We start from the raw sequence: 15,069 nt of genomic DNA on the forward strand, positions 1-15,069 counted from the left end.
ACTGCTGAGTATTGGCCGATTAAGTCTGTTGTTTCAATCACTACCATTGATGATGGTGAATTTGAGACGAGTGACATTGTGGCTAAGGTTCGGTTCAGCAATGACACCGTAACCATTTACAAGCACCAAAATGCATGGTTGACCAATGACCATGGTGAAATCCTTGAGTCAATCAATCGCGACTATATCTGGAGCAAAGCATGACACAGATGGTATTTCGCCATGGCGAGATGAAGAAGTGGAAGGGTGTGGGCTACGACTTCGAGATCATCGAAGAAGAAGATCTGCAGGAATATCTCGATGCTGGCTGGTTTGCGCATCCTGATGATCTGGTGAACTCTCTTGCAGAGCCAGAGCCAGAGCCAGAGCCAGAGCCAGAGCCAGAGCCAGAAGTTAAGCCAAAGAACAAGCCGGGGCCAAAACCTAAGGCGGATAAAGATGCTGATAGCAACTAAAGGTGACCTGGTTAGAGCGGCGCTGCGCAAGTTAGCAATTGCATCAAACGCCACCCTAACCGACGTTGAACCGCAGTCCATGCAGGATGCGGTCGATGACCTTGAGTCGATGATGGCTGAGTGGTACCAGGATGGAAAGGGCATTATCACCGGCTATGTATTCGCGGATCCGGATAATCCTCCAGCCGAAGGCGATGACCACGGATTACGTTCGAGCGCAGTGAGTGCCGTATACCACAATCTGGCCTGCCGTATTGCTCCAGACTACGCTCTGGAAGCGACAGCAAAAATTATCACCACCGCCAGATACGGCAAAGAGTTGCTGTACAAGCAGACCGCTATATCACGCGCCAAACGCGCACCTTATCCAAACCGGATGCCTATTGGCAGCGGAAATCAATTAGCCACCCTGAATGGCTGGCATTTCTTCCCGGGAGAGAAACAAGATGCCGATCCAGCAACTTCCTCTGATGAAGGGAACGGGTAAAGACTTCCGCAACGCCGACTACATCGACTTCCTTCCTGTTAACCTTTTAGCAACGCCCAAAGAAGTACTCAACGCATCGGGATATTTGCGCTCATTCCCCGGCGTAACGAAGCTATCAGATGTTGCTGGTACATCACGCGGGGCAGAGTACAACACCTCTCAGAATGCCGTATATCGCGTTATGGGCGGTAAGCTATACCGGTCAGACGCAACGGTTGGTGATGTTGGCGGTTCTGCACGCGTATCTCTGGCCCACGGTCGCACGTCTCAGGCTGTTTGTGTGAACGGGAATATCGTCGAGTACCGGTATGATGGAACGGTTAAGACGATTGCCAACTGGCCCGTTGATAGCGGATTCACTCAGTACGAACTCGGATCCGCGCGTGACGTAACCCGGCTGCGTGGTCGCTATGCCTGGGCGAAGAATGGGACGGATTCATGGTTTATCTCTGACCTGCAGGACGAGTCGCACCCTGACCGTAACGCGGCGGAGTACCGGGCGGAGTCGCAACCAGACGGCATTATCGGCATCGGTACCTGGCGCGACTTCGTTGTGTGCTTCGGTGCTACCACGACCGAGTTTTTCTCGCTGACCGGAGCCAGCACGGCAGGCGCGGCGCTGTACGTCGCTAACCCGGCTTATATGGTGCCGAAAGGTATCGCCGGTACATTCTGCAAATGCGTATTCATGGATGCTTATGCCATCGTCAGCAATCCAGCTACCGGTGCTCCGTCGGTATATATCATCGACTCGGGCCGGGCTACTCCGATCGCCACCGCCAGCATTGAGAAGATAATCCGCAGCTACACATCATCCGAGCTATCCACAGTGGTGATGGAGTCATTGCGCTTCGACTCTCACGAGTTGCTGATGATCCACCTTCCGCGCCATGTGCTGGTATACGACGGCACAGCATCACAGAATGGCCCGCAGTGGTGCATCCTGAAAACAGGACTGTATGACGATGTGTACCGGGCTATCGACTTCATGTACGAAGGCAACTCGATAACCTGCGGCGACAAGCTGGAATCCTTGAAGGGGGCGCTCAAGTTCGACATCTCCAGCCAGTACGAAAAACAACAGGAATTTTTGTTGTTCACGCCGCTATTCAAGGCAGATAACGCAAGGGTGTTCGATTTCGAGCTGGAGTCATCTACCGGCGTTGCTCAATACGCTGACCGGTTATTCCTGTCTTCCACTGCCGACGGCATCAACTTTGGCCGGGAGCAGATGATCGAGCAAAACGCACCATTCGTTTACGACAAGCGCGTCATCTGGAAGCGTGTCGGGCGTATCCGCAAGAACGTAGGCTTCAAAATCAGGGTTATCACCAAGTCACCTGTCACATTATCAGGCGCACAGATAAGGATTGAGTGATGGCTGATGAGTCGCTAAACCAACCGGTAATTCTGCGCGCGATAAATATCAATGCGTCATCAATCCCTATCGGATGGAGTCCGGCGTACAAGCAATACATCCTGTCACAGGCCGTAGACTTCACCAACGTCGCGGGTAAAGCCAACGAAGCCGGGCAAGGTGCATACGATGCGCAGGTTAAGAACGATGAGCAGGACGTTACCCTTGCTGACCACGAGGGGAGGATCACCGCCAACAGCCATGCTATTCAGTTACTCGATGTACGGCTGACGACAGCAGAAGGCAAGATTGATGTCCTGCGTAACGATGTTGACTTCCTGATTGATGAAGTCGCTGACATTGAGACGGCGCTGGCAGACCATGAGACGCGCATCACTGCCAATGAAGCGGAGCTGGCGGACCATGAAACACGGATTGATGCGCTCGAATACGCTGTAACGCGCAAGAAGTCAGAGGTGGTCTACACCGGAATATCTCAGGTTATCCCGACTACCGCCACCAACCTGGTGACGATGCTCAAGGCATTAACTCCGACATCCGGCACGCTGGCCCCGTTCTTCGACACCGTTAACAACAAGATGGTTGTCTTTAACGAGAACAAATCGCTCAACTTCAAACTGGCTATCATCGGAAGCTATCCGGGCGGCACCACCAACCGATCCATGCAACTTACCTTCTCCGGTTCAGTCCCGGACACGCTGGTTGCCAGCCGCAATGCCGCGACAGCGACGGATAACATTCTGCTGGCCACGTTCTTCTCGGTCGACCAGGGCGGCTTCCTCGCCACCAACGGCAGTACGTTAACCATTCAGGCCAACGGCGCAGCCTTCACTGCCACAACCATCAAGATAATAGCGGAACAGTAACCATGCTAACGAATATCGATGCTCTCACCGGGCAGGGATTGATGCGCCTGTGGGGTGTGGAGTCGTGGGTTGATCCGGGTGCCGATTACTTCTTCTGGAATGGCTGCTGTGTATTCGCTCTGGTTCCGCAGCATGGGTATTTCGATATCCATATTGCGATGGATAAGCGCCGCTGGCGTGAGTGCCGTGATGCTGGCGCGGACATCCTGAAAATGTTCGGCATGCACCGGCTTCGCGCCGTCATCCTTACTGACCGTCCGAAGGTGTGCAACTACGCCAGTCGAATGGGTTTCGGTGAACGAACGACAGAAACATTAACAACTACCGATGGGCGCGAAAGCGCCTTTTTTATTATGTGGCGCGAGCCGGGAGAATATCATGGGCGGTGCAATTAGTGGTATCGGCGGTGCTGTATCGGGTGTGATTGGCGGTATTGGTGCCCATAAAGCAGCCAAGCAGCAGCAGAAGTATCAGGATCGGGCCATGGAGCAGTCTCGGCAGGGTTATGAGGATGCTGTCGAATGGCTGACTCCTTACGAGAGTGCGGGTCGCACCGGGCTGGCAGGGTTGCAAGCGATCGCCGGGAAGCCGATAGACAGAAACAAACTGCTGTCTGATTATTTTAAGTCTCGAGAGTACCAGATGCTGAATGACCAGGCTCGCTATAGCGGGCTGAATGCAGCAGAAGCAACTGGCGGACTCGGCTCCACGGCAACTGGCAATATGCTGGCATCTATCGCGCCAACTCTCGGTCAAAACTATCTCGCTGATATGACCAACCAGCAGCAGAACATGTATTCCCAGTTGATGGGCCTGTCAGGGTTCGGCGCTGAGGCAGCTAACGCGCTAGGAAACTATGCCATTGGTCAGGGTAACAACATGGCTGGAATGTATCAGCAGAAAGGCCAGATCATGGCTGGCAAGGCGGCTCTTCCATGGCAGGTTGCTGCCAGCGCTAACAGCAGCATTAATAACGGCGCGGCGCAGGACGTTAACCAGTTCACCGGTATGTTCGGCGGCATGATGGGTGGGGGAATGTTCTGATGGCTCAGTTTGGTGGATTGCAGGGGCTTGGTGCCCCTATCAACTATTACGACACTATGATCCCCGACTTCCGGAGAGAGGCTCTTCAGGAAACACAGAATCGAGTCGGTCAGCAGCAGGTAATATCTTCTCAAATGCAGAACCAGCAGGCACAGAAAGATAATCAGCGCCGCCAGGATTTCTATACCGCAATTGAGAGCGCGACACCAGAACAGTTACCGGCGCTGCGCCGGCAGTTCCCGGAGTTTGCACAGAATATCCAGCAGGAAATCGGCATTCAGAGCGCTGAACACGCCTCATTTGTTCATGGTGCATTGAATGACCTGTCAGTGGCGGCCGCAAGTGGCAACCCTCAGGTAGTGCAGTCAGCTATCCAGAAAAATGGCCCGGCGCTATCAAGTCTAGGTGTATCTCAGGAACAGGCCGCGCAACTGTATCGGCAGGATCCGCAGCAGTTTAATAGCCTGCTTAATGCCACTCGCCTCGCAACATTGCCGATGGATAAGCAGTTCGAGACGCAGCAGAACCAGCAGAAGATTGACGAGACAGCGCGCAGTAACCGTGCTGGCGAGGGTCTTCAGGCCAGGGGGCAGGATATTACTATCAGAGGACAGAATATTAGCGCCAAAAATGCAGCGCTCTCTCGAGATATTCAGCGAGCGGAGCTTCAAGACAAAATTCTTGATCGTCAAATCGCGAGGGAAACAAATTCACTCAAACTTGACGAGCTTCGACAGAAGCAGGCTGATGTGCAGAAAAAGGCAGAGATCGCTCGTGCAGACCGTCAGGCTACTGCTCAAGGAGCTGTTGATACGTTCAGTACCGCGCTTGACTCTCTTGGTGAAATTGAGAAAAGCCCAGGCTTGCCAAAGGCGGTAGGGGTCAGATCTGCATTCCCAACAGTACCAGGTTCTGATGCTGCAAACTTCGAGGCCCGTCTTGATACCTTCAAGGCGCAGACGTTCTTACCTATGGTAGCAAGCCTAAAAGGCATGGGTGCATTGTCTGATGCAGAAGGTAAAAAATTATCTGATGCTGTTGGCGCTCTGAGCCCCAAGATGAGCGAAGACGCGTTTAGATCGTCAATAGGTAAAATTCGCACTCAGTTAGAAAGCAAGTTGGGGACTGTGAAGAAGCAGTTTGATTACCAGGATCCGGAAGCACCGGCAGCGCAACAACCACAACAGCAAAATGGCTACCAGTCTCTATGGGGTGATTAATGGCTAAGGCATGGAAAGACGTTATTTCCTCTCAACAGTACCAGGCATTATCACCAGAGCAGAAAGCACAGGCGCAGGAGCAATACTTCAATGAAGTAGTGTCCCCGCAAGCCGGAAGCGATGCAGAACAGGCTAAACAGGCTTTCTATGCTGCTTATCCACCTCCAACGACTCAAGAACCAGCACAACAACCACAGGCATCAGATCCGCAGCAACCAGAGCCATCATTAATGCAGCGCGCCGGTGATTTCCTTACCGGCGGACAGAGCGCTGGGCAGATCGCCGAGCAGGCCGGGCGTGGGCTGGTTAACATTCCATTCGATGTGCTGCAAGGTGGAGCAGGAATGATTAACGCCATCAGCCAGGGCTTGGGCGGTCCACGCATACTTGATGATGTGTATCGCCCGGTGGACCGGCCAACAGATCCGTATGCTCAGGCTGGCGAGACTGTCGGAGGTTACCTGATTCCTGGTGTCGGTGTCGCCGGGAATATGGCGCTTGGCTCTGTTGCTGAGGCGGCAAACCAGAAGGGAGACTTTGCGCAGAACGTGGCGCAGAACGCAGCTGTTAACCTCGGGGCGCAGGGATTGCTGTCTGGCGCCGCTAAACTGGTTGGTCGAGGCGTTACGGCGCTGCGAGGAGATATTGCGCCGGAAGCGAAGCAGGTAATTGATGCTGCTGAAGGAATGGGCGTTACACCAATGACGTCGGATATGATTCCACCTGGTAATGCTTTTACCCGTGGGCTGGCTCAGGGTGGGGAGGGGGCCATTCTCGGCACTGGAGGCAAGAGGGCGGAGCAATATGCAGGGCGTAGCAAACTGGTCAGCAATTACCTTGACCGCTTTGGTGAGTATAACCCTGATGATGTTGTTCAGTCTCTCACAGGGACACTGAAAGGAAGGAAGGATGCCGCAGGCGCCGTTATTAACGACGTCACAAATAAGATGGGTAATGCTGCGGTTGATACCACTAACACCATGAATGCACTGGATACGGCCATTGCACGGCAGGAGCGTCTAGGATCCTCTGCAAATCAGAACCTTCTTTCTTCGCTTAAAAGTCTGCGCGATGAACTGGCAAACCCGGCAACAGATCTCGATGTAACATTCGACCTGCTTCGCCAGCACCGGACCGCCTTCCGCTCTAACGTTCAGGGTGACTCGATGGTATTCCCTGATCAGGCCAAGGCAGCAACCAACATGGTTGAGAATGCCATGACGCGAGATCTGCGTAATTCAGTTGGCAAGACGCTTGGGCCTTCAGATGCCTCTGCATATCTCAAAGCAAACTCTGACTATGCAAACGTCTACAACAAGGTTCTGAACAAGAATATCGCCAGTAAGCTCAACAAGGCCAGCAGTGAAGCGACTCCTGAGCTAATCAATAGCGTCGTGTACAGCCGGAAGCCATCCGATGTTAAGCGTATCTGGAGCGCGCTGGATGACAAAGGGAAAGACGCTATGCGAGCTGCGTATATCAGCAGAATCTCTGAACGCGCCGGTGATTCTCCAGCCAAGTTCCTTACTGAAGTTAATAAGCTAAAGTCGCAATCTGGCGGTGAGATTTACAACACAATTTTCAGCGGGCGCCACATGAAAGAGTTAGATGCGCTTCATGACGTTCTCAAGCAGACATCAAGATCTGATTATGCAAATGTCGTGACGCAGACCGGGCAGACACTGGCAAATCCTCTGAGGATCGGGGCTGGTGTTTCTACGCTCGGAACGTCGCTTGCTGGAGAAGCCGGATATGGTCTGGCAACCCGGCTTTATGAAAGCAAGCCGGTAAGAAACATGCTTCTCCGCCTAGCGAACACCAAGCCGGGAACCCCCGCTTATGAGCGAGCGCTTAACCAGGCAGCAACCGCAGTAAGACCTCTACTGGCTACCGAAGCCACTCAGCAATAACAACAAAATAACCCACCTTAACGCATCGCTGCGCAAGTTTTATCTTGTGCGGCTTTGCTGCGCCTGGAGCAAAGTTAAATGTCGGACATTACAGCCAATATCGTTGTGTCAGCACCATCTCAGTTATTCACAATGCCTCGTTCATTCAAGGCAATAGCTAACGGTAAAATCTACATCGGCCAGATTGATACCGATCCGGTTAACCCTGCAAACCAAATACCTGTTTATCTTGAAAACGAAGATGGTAGCCATGTTCAGGTCGCTCAGCCAATCGTAATCAACGCTGGCGGGTATCCGGTATATAACGGACAGATTGCTAAGTTCGTTACTGTACAAGGGCATTCTATGGCTGTGTACGATGCATATGGATCACAGCAGTTCTATTTCCCTAATGTGCTGAAGTACGATCCAGATCAGTTATCAGTCATGTTAAATCTATCTTGGCTTCGAGGAATGAATGGATTTTTAGGTGGTGAGGTTTATCCTAATAAAATTGGAATTGATGCAAAAATAGGAGACTTAATTCCAGAAGGTGTAAGATTCGTTAGGCTTGATGGCGCCCTTATGATGATGAGCACTCCATTATCAGCTCCATTGACTATTAATAGTTACGACTTAACTGCAATAAACGGAACAGTAGAGCTGTACCCAGTCTCTTTCTTTAACGAAGTTAATTCAGGATGGAAGATCGCGCAGAATGATGCTCAGTTACAACGTCTGCTTGGTGTGGGTGGTAATATAATACTCTCCGGACAAAACTACACGCTGTCAGGCGATTTCACGGTAAATAGTGATTTAACTATTAAATCAAAATGGAAAAATACTAAATTCACAGTTAACCAGTTTTGGTTGAGAACGCCATTAACAGCGTCAATCAGACAACCATATGACATAACTATTGATGGTTCGATAGATTGGGATTTTTCACAGCAATCAGATAACAATGCACCAAATCCATCATTTGCAATCATAACTGGTGGCAAATGTTTCTTAAGGGATATATCTATGCATGGGTCTTGGTATAGTAACGCAGAATGTAATAGCGGAACAGAATTCTATGCATACAATGTCTATAGCTACGACGCTGGGTTAGGAAAGCAATCTGGAGGTTCAGGGGATGCCGAAACACGGCTAGGTACTGGTCTCACTGTTAAAAACTTTGTAAAGGTTTTTATAGATGGGTTCAGGGGAATAAATACATACCAATCTACACTCTTTGTCTACGCTGACATTGAAAACAGAACAAGCACCATTGATATTTCAAGGACGGAAATTAACACCTCCGGAGGTAACGGGATCAGGGTGATGGGATCGGATACAAATCACGTTGGCGCAACTAGGGTAGTTATAAGCAACTTCATCATCAAAAACTGTGAATCTCATGGAATTAGGTGCAACTTTAGACTCGGTGTTATTAACACCGGTTATATTGAGTCTAGCAATGCATCTTTTGCTATAGAATACGCAAGTGATTTGCTGATCTCTGATGTAGTATCTAGCAGGTGTGCCACCGGGATACTATGTAGGTATTATCCATTGGATGGCACAGATAAATTAACATTTTCCAATATCAAGATAAGTAACCCATCGGTACAGGCAATATATTTCGCAAGAAACTCAGGTAACACTACGAACGCGTTGGGTAAAATAAGGTTCTCTGATATTGAAATAGACATCACAGACACAAACGCGAGAGCTATCGATTTTAGCGGAAAACCGACAGGTGCATCAGGAAACTGTGATGTAACATTCAGTGATATCTCAATTACAGGAGCATGGGCTGACACAAACAGGGCTTTTGTAGAGGTTACTAATTGCAGGCATATTAAATTCGCAGGTGTTACATTCCTGTCAACTCAGGGGACACCTAGTTCATATATCAAAACAGGAGCCTTAACAAGCGTCATAATGAAGGAAGTAACAGCTCTTTCACACTTCGGCTCCTCAACTGTTGTAAGGCCGTTTGAAATCTTGACAGGAACCGAAACCGTTAATATTACTGGATGCGTTATCCCTGTGACCAGTAATGGGAATATTGCATATTCCAGTACTCCTACTTATAGATATGAGACATGCAACCAATTCTTGAATAGTAGCAACAATAAAACATGGGTATTGACCAACTACAATACACAAACCAGGAGTGTAGACGCGGCAAGCAATCCTGCATTAGCAACTCTTATTGCAGATATTGCAAGCAATAACGCTATAACAAGATAAAAGTGTTGGGGGAGTTAAAATCCCCCATTTTATCTAATCACATATTTTTTTAGCACCATTTATCCAGGCGATGTTTTTTCCTGAATGATGGTATATTGAATATTTTTCATTAGAAACAACTGGCGGTATTTTATATGAGCAAACCGCATTAATGATTTTCTTTTGCTCAACTCTATTAAACTGGAATCTGTAGTTAATACCGTACTGACCTATCATGTAGGATAATACCCAGTCCGATGATGGATTGTAAATCATGTCCACAATCGGGAATGCCCCTACAGGACGCTTAGCGTTTAATGCCAGCACCTTGTTTCCTCCCAAATACGTAATAGAATTGTTTAATTCATTTATCTTCGTTACGTCGCTTGCGATCATTGAAGTTATGAATTTTTCATACTCAATCTGAGACCTAATGGCATTCATTGTTACGCTAATACTGATAAACGAAAGTATCGCAAACGCTGTAGAAATGGTAACTGGTATTGCGATTCCTGCTCGCCCTTTAAATGTAACAGTAGGGTAAATCAGAAGAGAAACAAAAAGCCCGAAACACACCAATGTCCTTGGAAAGAATATTGATTCATTGATAATGATTATTACTCCGCCAATTAGTAGATAAGCCGCAGGCAAGGAAATTATAGCAATGACAAAGGCTGTAAATCGACGGGTATATTTAAGCGTCACATTAGCCATAAGCAAGACGTAAACAACGACCATTGCCAATATTGAAGATAGTCCTTCCCATGGTGAAAATGAAGCGACTTTTCTGGTCAGTACTTCTACATTATGAACAATTCTTGGGAAGAAGTTGCTATCGAAGGGGATCAATGACGACCTTGTCGGGTCGCTAGAGTAGGCAGGAACAACTATTGTCATGTAAAGGATGTATGATAAGACAAAGATTGCACCATAAATGAGTATCTCCTTAGTGGGATTCTCAATATTGCCGTCAATCAGTCTCTTCACTAACAATATAACAACCGCTGAGGCAAAAATACCCCCACAAGGTTGATACAGAGATAGCGAACACATAATGAGAAGGATTGATGTAATTGCGCATGCTATGGTTTTCTTTGATGCAGTGTAAACAGCCAACGCTGCACATAGAATACCAATTGACATTGTAATTGAGTCAAACCTGTATAGCAGGTTTTGAATGTAGAACGGGTTGAATATTAGCGCTGAAAGAACAAAGTAATCTACTTTGCTAGGCGCTGTGCTTACTGACTTCGCTAAGTAAACTACGGAAAGCGATAGAGCCGCAACACTTATTATCTGCGTAAATGGTGCAGTGTCTATATTCCGGTATGAATTGAAAGATAAAATCTTGAAAAAATAATCTGCCAGCGGCCTACCCAAACCACTTAGCCCAAAGATTCCGTCAGCAGCCCTCATATAATCATCTGAATAATATGAGTTTACAGTGATTATCGGCAGTACATAAATGAATGAAACTGCCAATAACACATAAAAAGCAATCCGCTCATTTTTATGAAGCATTTTTATTACTCTTTTTAAGAATATACTTTGGCCGATTTTTAACTTCTACGTAGATCCTACCGATGTACTCTCCAAGCACCCCAATTCCAATCAGTTGTATACCTCCTAGGAAAAGGATAGACACAAGCAATGATGGATATCCGCGAACGGCATTACCGAATGCTAGTGTGCCAATAATCATCCACGCACCGTAGAGGAAAGCCGCACCGGCCACGAACAAGCCGATGTAAGTCCACATGCGCAACGGGAATGTAGAGAAGCTTGTAATGCCCTCAAGGGCAAGGTTCCATAGTTTCCAGCCGTTGAATTTCGTGCTGCCGGCAACGCGCTCTGCTCGGGCATACTCGACTACATCAGTGCGTCCACCTACCCATGACAAGACACCTTTCATGAAAAGGTTACGTTCAGGTAACAGCTTAATATTTTCTACAACCTCACGAGACATGAGTCGGAAGTCGCCAACGTTCTCTTCGATTTGCGGATTGCTGATTTTATTGTGTAGTTTATAAAACCACTCAGCAGATTTCCGTTTCAGTCGGCTATCAGTAGATCGGTCAGATCGCTTAGCAAGCACCATGTCCGCACCGGAATTCCATTTCTCAATAAGGTGAGGGATGACATCGATAGGATCCTGAAGGTCAACATCAATCGGGATAATCGCTTCACCGGTTGCATGGTCAAGACCGGCGAACAGAGCGGGTTCTTTACCGAAGTTTCGAGTGAATGAAAGAGGAACAACAAGCGGATCGGCAACAGCAAGCGCGTTTATTATTGATTCTGTCGCATCTTTACTTCCATCGTTAATGAAGACGATTTCTACCTCGTGATGCTGAAGGTCTTCAAATTCCCGCACGGTCTTATAGAAGATGGGAATTGCTTCCTCTTCATTAAATACCGGAACGACCAAAGAAATTTTCATTTCGCATCCCTAAAGACAATGAACTTTGAATAAATGAAGCCGCACACCAGGCTGATGGCGGAGAAAATGATTAACGTGACGATCGGAGCCATTCCTGATTTATCGGCAGACCAGCCAACAATTGCGCTCAGTGTTCCCATGAACCCGACGTAGAGCATGTAGCGCATAGTTGTGGTTGATGCCTTGAAGGTGAATTTTGCATTAGCAAAGAAACTGAACGACACAGATATAACGAATCCTGCAGAGTTACCGAGAGCCTGTCCCGTATGAAATGCGTATATGCAAATGGCGAACACTACCCAATGGATGAGCGTGTTGATAACACCTATTGATGTGTACCTGGCGAATAGCTTTAACATTATAAAAATCAGTGAATTCTTAGAGGCCGAAAGTTTAGCATCTGAATGGGGAACGATCGACCTGTGATGTTGGTGGGTGAGGCAAAAACGTGACACACAAAGCTTTGCATCGGTTTGCAAGGCTTTGTGCTTCTTTCCTATGATACCTTCTCATCAACCCAGTCCGCCCACCATTGCATCATTTCCCGGCGCTTATCCATGTACTGAGCGTGATTGTATATCCCGCGGATAGAGCCGCTGTTAGCGTGCGCAAGCTGCTTCTCAATGGCGTCGGCTGGCCACTCATGCTCATTCATTATTGTGCTGAACTGGTGTCGGAAACCGTGGCCACTTGCCAGGCCTTCATATCCAATTTGCCGAATAACCAGCAGAACGGCGTTCTCACTGATCGGCTTTGTTTTATCATTTCGCCCGGCGAACACGAAGCTTGATATCGGCTGCGTTACCGGTCTCAGCATCTCAAGAAGAGAGACAACCTGATCTGACATATAGCGCGCGAAATCATTTGATACTGATTTGAAATTCATTTGATACCGCGCGTTGGCGCAAAAATAAAATCATTTGATACTGATTTTAAGCCGGTTTAAAGCCGCCTTAAACCGGCGGCCCATGAGCAGATGATCACATAACCGAAGTTGAACAGCTGTTCCCCGGAAATTTTTTATACAACGTTGACAGCCCTACACCGAATTCTTTGGATACCTCCCTGTGAGTCCTGCCTGACTTCAGCGCAGTCCCAAATTTATCCCAATGCTCGTCAGTGAATGTCGGCCTACGGCCACCATAGTGGCCCTTGGAGCGTGCGACAGCCAGACCTGCCAGGGTTCTCTCACTATTGAGATCGGACTCATATTGCGCCGCCGACAGAATATTGCGGAAGTTGTAGCGCCCCGATGCTGACTTGAGGTCCACGCCATCAGTGATAGAGCGGATGTTTACGTTACGTGAATGCAACTCCTGAAACGTGACCAATGCATGAAGAACGTCACGACCAATGCGGTCAAGCTTCCAGAGTACCAGCTCATCACCCGGTTGCAGCATCGCTACTACATGGCGCAGGATGCGACGTTTGGTGTTACGGCCGCTGGCCTTCTCTTCGAAAATTTGTTCACAGCCGGCTGCCTGAAGTGCGAGCATCTGCATCTCGGTATCCTGGTGGTTTGAGCTTACGCGTGCATATCCAATAATCATCGGTCTTACCTCTGTCGTTGAGATAAAACCAGGTTAACAAATTCGACTTTTTCTCAAATAACCCCGGCGACGCAGAAAAATAAAACCGTTTAAACGTGTAAAAAAGCCCTGCTGAACAGGGCTTAAATCGGCGTTCTACCAAAGGTTCATCTATAAATTAATTCAAAACCTCTGGCGGTGCGGTAGGTAAAGGTTGGTTGCCATCAGCATTTTTGATGTACGCGCGAAGATCTTTCCGATAATTGGTCCAGGCAGCCAGTTCAGCTTTTACCGTCACTTCTGTCGTACCGTCAAAATCATCATCCTGAATCTGCTCATTCAACGCTGTGATTTTATTTGATGCATTCTCATATGCAGCTTGCGCGGTAAGTAGGTTTTTAGCCGCAAGCTCGTCAGGGGTTAATTCAGGTTCTGGCGGCGCGGTAAATTGCCCGTTTGCATAGCCCCAACCTATCCCAACCCCGTCAGGTACGCGAATGGCTTCCCCCTTGTCTGGTGCCCAGTCAGGTTCACCTTCCCACATAATAACGTTAATTACGGACTCATTTTTTACGATTGCGTAAACATTGTTCATTATGCAAACTCCTCGATAATACAAATCCCATTGGCACCTTTCCCGCCTGTCATACTGGTTCCGCTATAACCTGCATCGTATGCGCCACCGCCACCTGAACCATATGCCTTACCACTAAGACCACCGCCAGCGCCTGCGCGTCCACCGCCGCCCCAGTACGATGCACCGCCTTCACCGCTGACGCCGATATTTCCGGACTGACCGTCGCTTCCACATCCACCAATGATTTTGATATTGCCAGTACTTGGCACGCCTCCGTTACCACCGTTTGTGTTTGTGACTCCTGACTTTCCGCCGCCTTCACCGCCTGGGGCTATTACCGATCCGAACGAGCTATCACCGCCATTGAGGCCGGATTTCGAACCAACACCGCCAGCCCCACCTGCGCCGATAGTGACAGGAATAATATTATTCACCAGGACCGGCGTGATAATTACTGTTCCCCCGGCCCCACCGCCAGCACCGAAAAACGTCTCGTTATTGGAACTAGCCTGGCAGCCGCCCCCTCCGCCACCGCTGCCCGTTATTGTGACCCTGAGCCATTTTGTTCCTGGCGTCGCGATGTATGACGTGGAAGCCGTAATAATCTTAACGCCAATCAGCCGTCCGACCGCATCGCTTGCCAGGCCTCCTACCAAACCAAGATTTGAGAGAAACGCCGCTTTGTCGGGAATATCAGAGCCGTTTGATGAAGCATCCAGGAAGAGCTTTTTCATCGCAGTGACAAGCTGCGTATGATTTGCTTTATCAGGGTTAATCTGGGCTTCTTTAAGTACGTTGAGCAGCTCCAGCTGGAAGATGTTGAACCAGTCGGGACCAGGATATGTAGGTGGAGTACCATTCCCACCTTCAGTGAAAAACTGTGGTGTAGCACTGGATACAGGTTTGACCTGCGGCATAACGGGAACGGCAGAGCCGTTATCAACAAAATACATTGCTGAACTCC

The 15,069-nt window shown here is 48.8% G+C and carries 15 protein-coding genes and 1 pseudogene; 9 read left to right on the forward strand and 7 right to left on the reverse strand.

Going from position 1 to position 15,069, the window contains the following annotated elements:
• The first annotated feature begins 200 nt into the window (after positions 1–200).
• The 9 genes from IB214_RS07515 (at position 201) to IB214_RS07555 (ending at position 9,580) form a co-directional block, all read left to right on the forward strand.
• Positions 201–455, forward strand: a complete 255-nt coding sequence (locus IB214_RS07515) for a hypothetical protein (protein WP_117343722.1) — start codon at positions 201–203, stop codon at positions 453–455.
• Positions 439–942, forward strand: coding sequence for a packaged DNA stabilization gp4 family protein (locus tag IB214_RS07520; RefSeq protein ID WP_117343723.1), 504 nt, complete (start codon positions 439–441; stop codon positions 940–942). Before IB214_RS07515 ends, IB214_RS07520 begins: the two co-directional genes overlap by 17 nt.
• Positions 902–2,320 (forward strand): packaged DNA stabilization protein, encoded by a 1,419-nt coding sequence (locus tag IB214_RS07525; protein WP_117343724.1) that lies wholly within the window; start codon positions 902–904, stop codon positions 2,318–2,320. Before IB214_RS07520 ends, IB214_RS07525 begins: the two co-directional genes overlap by 41 nt.
• Positions 2,320–3,186, forward strand: a complete 867-nt coding sequence (locus IB214_RS07530; RefSeq protein ID WP_117343725.1) for a tail needle knob protein — start codon at positions 2,320–2,322, stop codon at positions 3,184–3,186. Before IB214_RS07525 ends, IB214_RS07530 begins: the two co-directional genes overlap by 1 nt.
• 2 nt (positions 3,187–3,188) lie before the next feature.
• A complete protein-coding gene (locus IB214_RS07535) occupies positions 3,189–3,581 on the forward strand; it encodes a hypothetical protein (protein WP_117343726.1) in 393 nt (130 codons plus the stop codon).
• The gene (locus tag IB214_RS07540; RefSeq protein ID WP_117343727.1) at positions 3,565–4,230 is read left to right on the forward strand and encodes a DNA transfer protein; all 666 of its coding nucleotides are present in this window, start codon (positions 3,565–3,567) and stop codon (positions 4,228–4,230) included. Before IB214_RS07535 ends, IB214_RS07540 begins: the two co-directional genes overlap by 17 nt.
• Entirely contained in the window at positions 4,230–5,450 is a 1,221-nt protein-coding gene (locus tag IB214_RS07545) for a phage DNA ejection protein (RefSeq protein ID WP_164496626.1), read from the forward strand. Before IB214_RS07540 ends, IB214_RS07545 begins: the two co-directional genes overlap by 1 nt.
• Positions 5,450–7,360: a DNA transfer protein gene (locus tag IB214_RS07550; RefSeq protein WP_117343728.1), complete on the forward strand. Its 1,911-nt coding sequence runs from the start codon at positions 5,450–5,452 to the stop codon at positions 7,358–7,360. Before IB214_RS07545 ends, IB214_RS07550 begins: the two co-directional genes overlap by 1 nt.
• Before the next feature lie 78 nt (positions 7,361–7,438).
• The gene (locus IB214_RS07555; protein ID WP_223240253.1) at positions 7,439–9,580 is read left to right on the forward strand and encodes a phage head-binding domain-containing protein; all 2,142 of its coding nucleotides are present in this window, start codon (positions 7,439–7,441) and stop codon (positions 9,578–9,580) included.
• A gap of 33 nt (positions 9,581–9,613) precedes the next feature.
• Here the strand turns inward: IB214_RS07555 and IB214_RS07560 are convergent, their stop codons facing one another.
• The 7 genes and pseudogenes from IB214_RS07560 to IB214_RS07590 form a co-directional block, all read right to left on the reverse strand.
• Positions 9,614–11,047, reverse strand: coding sequence for a glucosyltransferase domain-containing protein (locus tag IB214_RS07560; protein WP_208642067.1), 1,434 nt, complete (start codon positions 11,045–11,047; stop codon positions 9,614–9,616).
• 22 nt (positions 11,048–11,069) lie between these two features.
• Positions 11,070–11,999, reverse strand: a complete 930-nt coding sequence (locus tag IB214_RS07565) for a glycosyltransferase family 2 protein (protein WP_117343730.1) — start codon at positions 11,997–11,999, stop codon at positions 11,070–11,072.
• Positions 11,996–12,358: a GtrA family protein gene (locus tag IB214_RS07570; protein WP_117343731.1), complete on the reverse strand. Its 363-nt coding sequence runs from the start codon at positions 12,356–12,358 to the stop codon at positions 11,996–11,998. The genes IB214_RS07565 and IB214_RS07570 overlap by 4 nt, the downstream gene beginning before the upstream one ends.
• A gap of 137 nt (positions 12,359–12,495) precedes the next feature.
• Positions 12,496–12,846 (reverse strand): annotated as a pseudogene (locus tag IB214_RS07575) (site-specific integrase); the annotation flags it as partial.
• A gap of 133 nt (positions 12,847–12,979) precedes the next feature.
• The gene (locus tag IB214_RS07580) at positions 12,980–13,549 is read right to left on the reverse strand and encodes a recombinase family protein (protein WP_117343732.1); all 570 of its coding nucleotides are present in this window, start codon (positions 13,547–13,549) and stop codon (positions 12,980–12,982) included.
• Between the two features lie 157 nt (positions 13,550–13,706).
• Positions 13,707–14,123 (reverse strand): hypothetical protein, encoded by a 417-nt coding sequence (locus IB214_RS07585; protein ID WP_117343733.1) that lies wholly within the window; start codon positions 14,121–14,123, stop codon positions 13,707–13,709.
• Positions 14,123–15,058, reverse strand: coding sequence for a carbohydrate kinase (locus tag IB214_RS07590; protein ID WP_164496627.1), 936 nt, complete (start codon positions 15,056–15,058; stop codon positions 14,123–14,125). The genes IB214_RS07585 and IB214_RS07590 overlap by 1 nt, the downstream gene beginning before the upstream one ends.
• Positions 15,059–15,069 lie beyond the last annotated feature (11 nt).

Source organism: Citrobacter sp. C1 (genome assembly GCF_014596895.2).
Taxonomy (GTDB): Bacteria; Pseudomonadota; Gammaproteobacteria; order Enterobacterales; family Enterobacteriaceae; genus Citrobacter; species Citrobacter gillenii.

Bases quoted from the DNA above. Each gene is read 5' to 3' on its own strand.
- IB214_RS07555 (WP_223240253.1), top strand. From the start codon at position 7,439: ATGTCGGACATTACAGCCAATATCGTTGTGTCAGCACCATCTCAGTTA.
- IB214_RS07520 (WP_117343723.1), top strand. From the start codon at position 439: ATGCTGATAGCAACTAAAGGTGACCTGGTTAGAGCGGCGCTGCGCAAG.
- IB214_RS07585 (WP_117343733.1), bottom strand. From the start codon at position 14,123: ATGAACAATGTTTACGCAATCGTAAAAAATGAGTCCGTAATTAACGTT.
- IB214_RS07580 (WP_117343732.1), bottom strand. From the start codon at position 13,549: ATGATTATTGGATATGCACGCGTAAGCTCAAACCACCAGGATACCGAG.
- IB214_RS07565 (WP_117343730.1), bottom strand. From the start codon at position 11,999: ATGAAAATTTCTTTGGTCGTTCCGGTATTTAATGAAGAGGAAGCAATT.
- IB214_RS07515 (WP_117343722.1), top strand. From the start codon at position 201: ATGACACAGATGGTATTTCGCCATGGCGAGATGAAGAAGTGGAAGGGT.
- IB214_RS07535 (WP_117343726.1), top strand. From the start codon at position 3,189: ATGCTAACGAATATCGATGCTCTCACCGGGCAGGGATTGATGCGCCTG.
- IB214_RS07590 (WP_164496627.1), bottom strand. From the start codon at position 15,058: ATGTATTTTGTTGATAACGGCTCTGCCGTTCCCGTTATGCCGCAGGTC.
- IB214_RS07570 (WP_117343731.1), bottom strand. From the start codon at position 12,358: ATGTTAAAGCTATTCGCCAGGTACACATCAATAGGTGTTATCAACACG.
- IB214_RS07540 (WP_117343727.1), top strand. From the start codon at position 3,565: ATGGGCGGTGCAATTAGTGGTATCGGCGGTGCTGTATCGGGTGTGATT.
- IB214_RS07545 (WP_164496626.1), top strand. From the start codon at position 4,230: ATGGCTCAGTTTGGTGGATTGCAGGGGCTTGGTGCCCCTATCAACTAT.
- IB214_RS07525 (WP_117343724.1), top strand. From the start codon at position 902: ATGCCGATCCAGCAACTTCCTCTGATGAAGGGAACGGGTAAAGACTTC.
- IB214_RS07550 (WP_117343728.1), top strand. From the start codon at position 5,450: ATGGCTAAGGCATGGAAAGACGTTATTTCCTCTCAACAGTACCAGGCA.
- IB214_RS07530 (WP_117343725.1), top strand. From the start codon at position 2,320: ATGGCTGATGAGTCGCTAAACCAACCGGTAATTCTGCGCGCGATAAAT.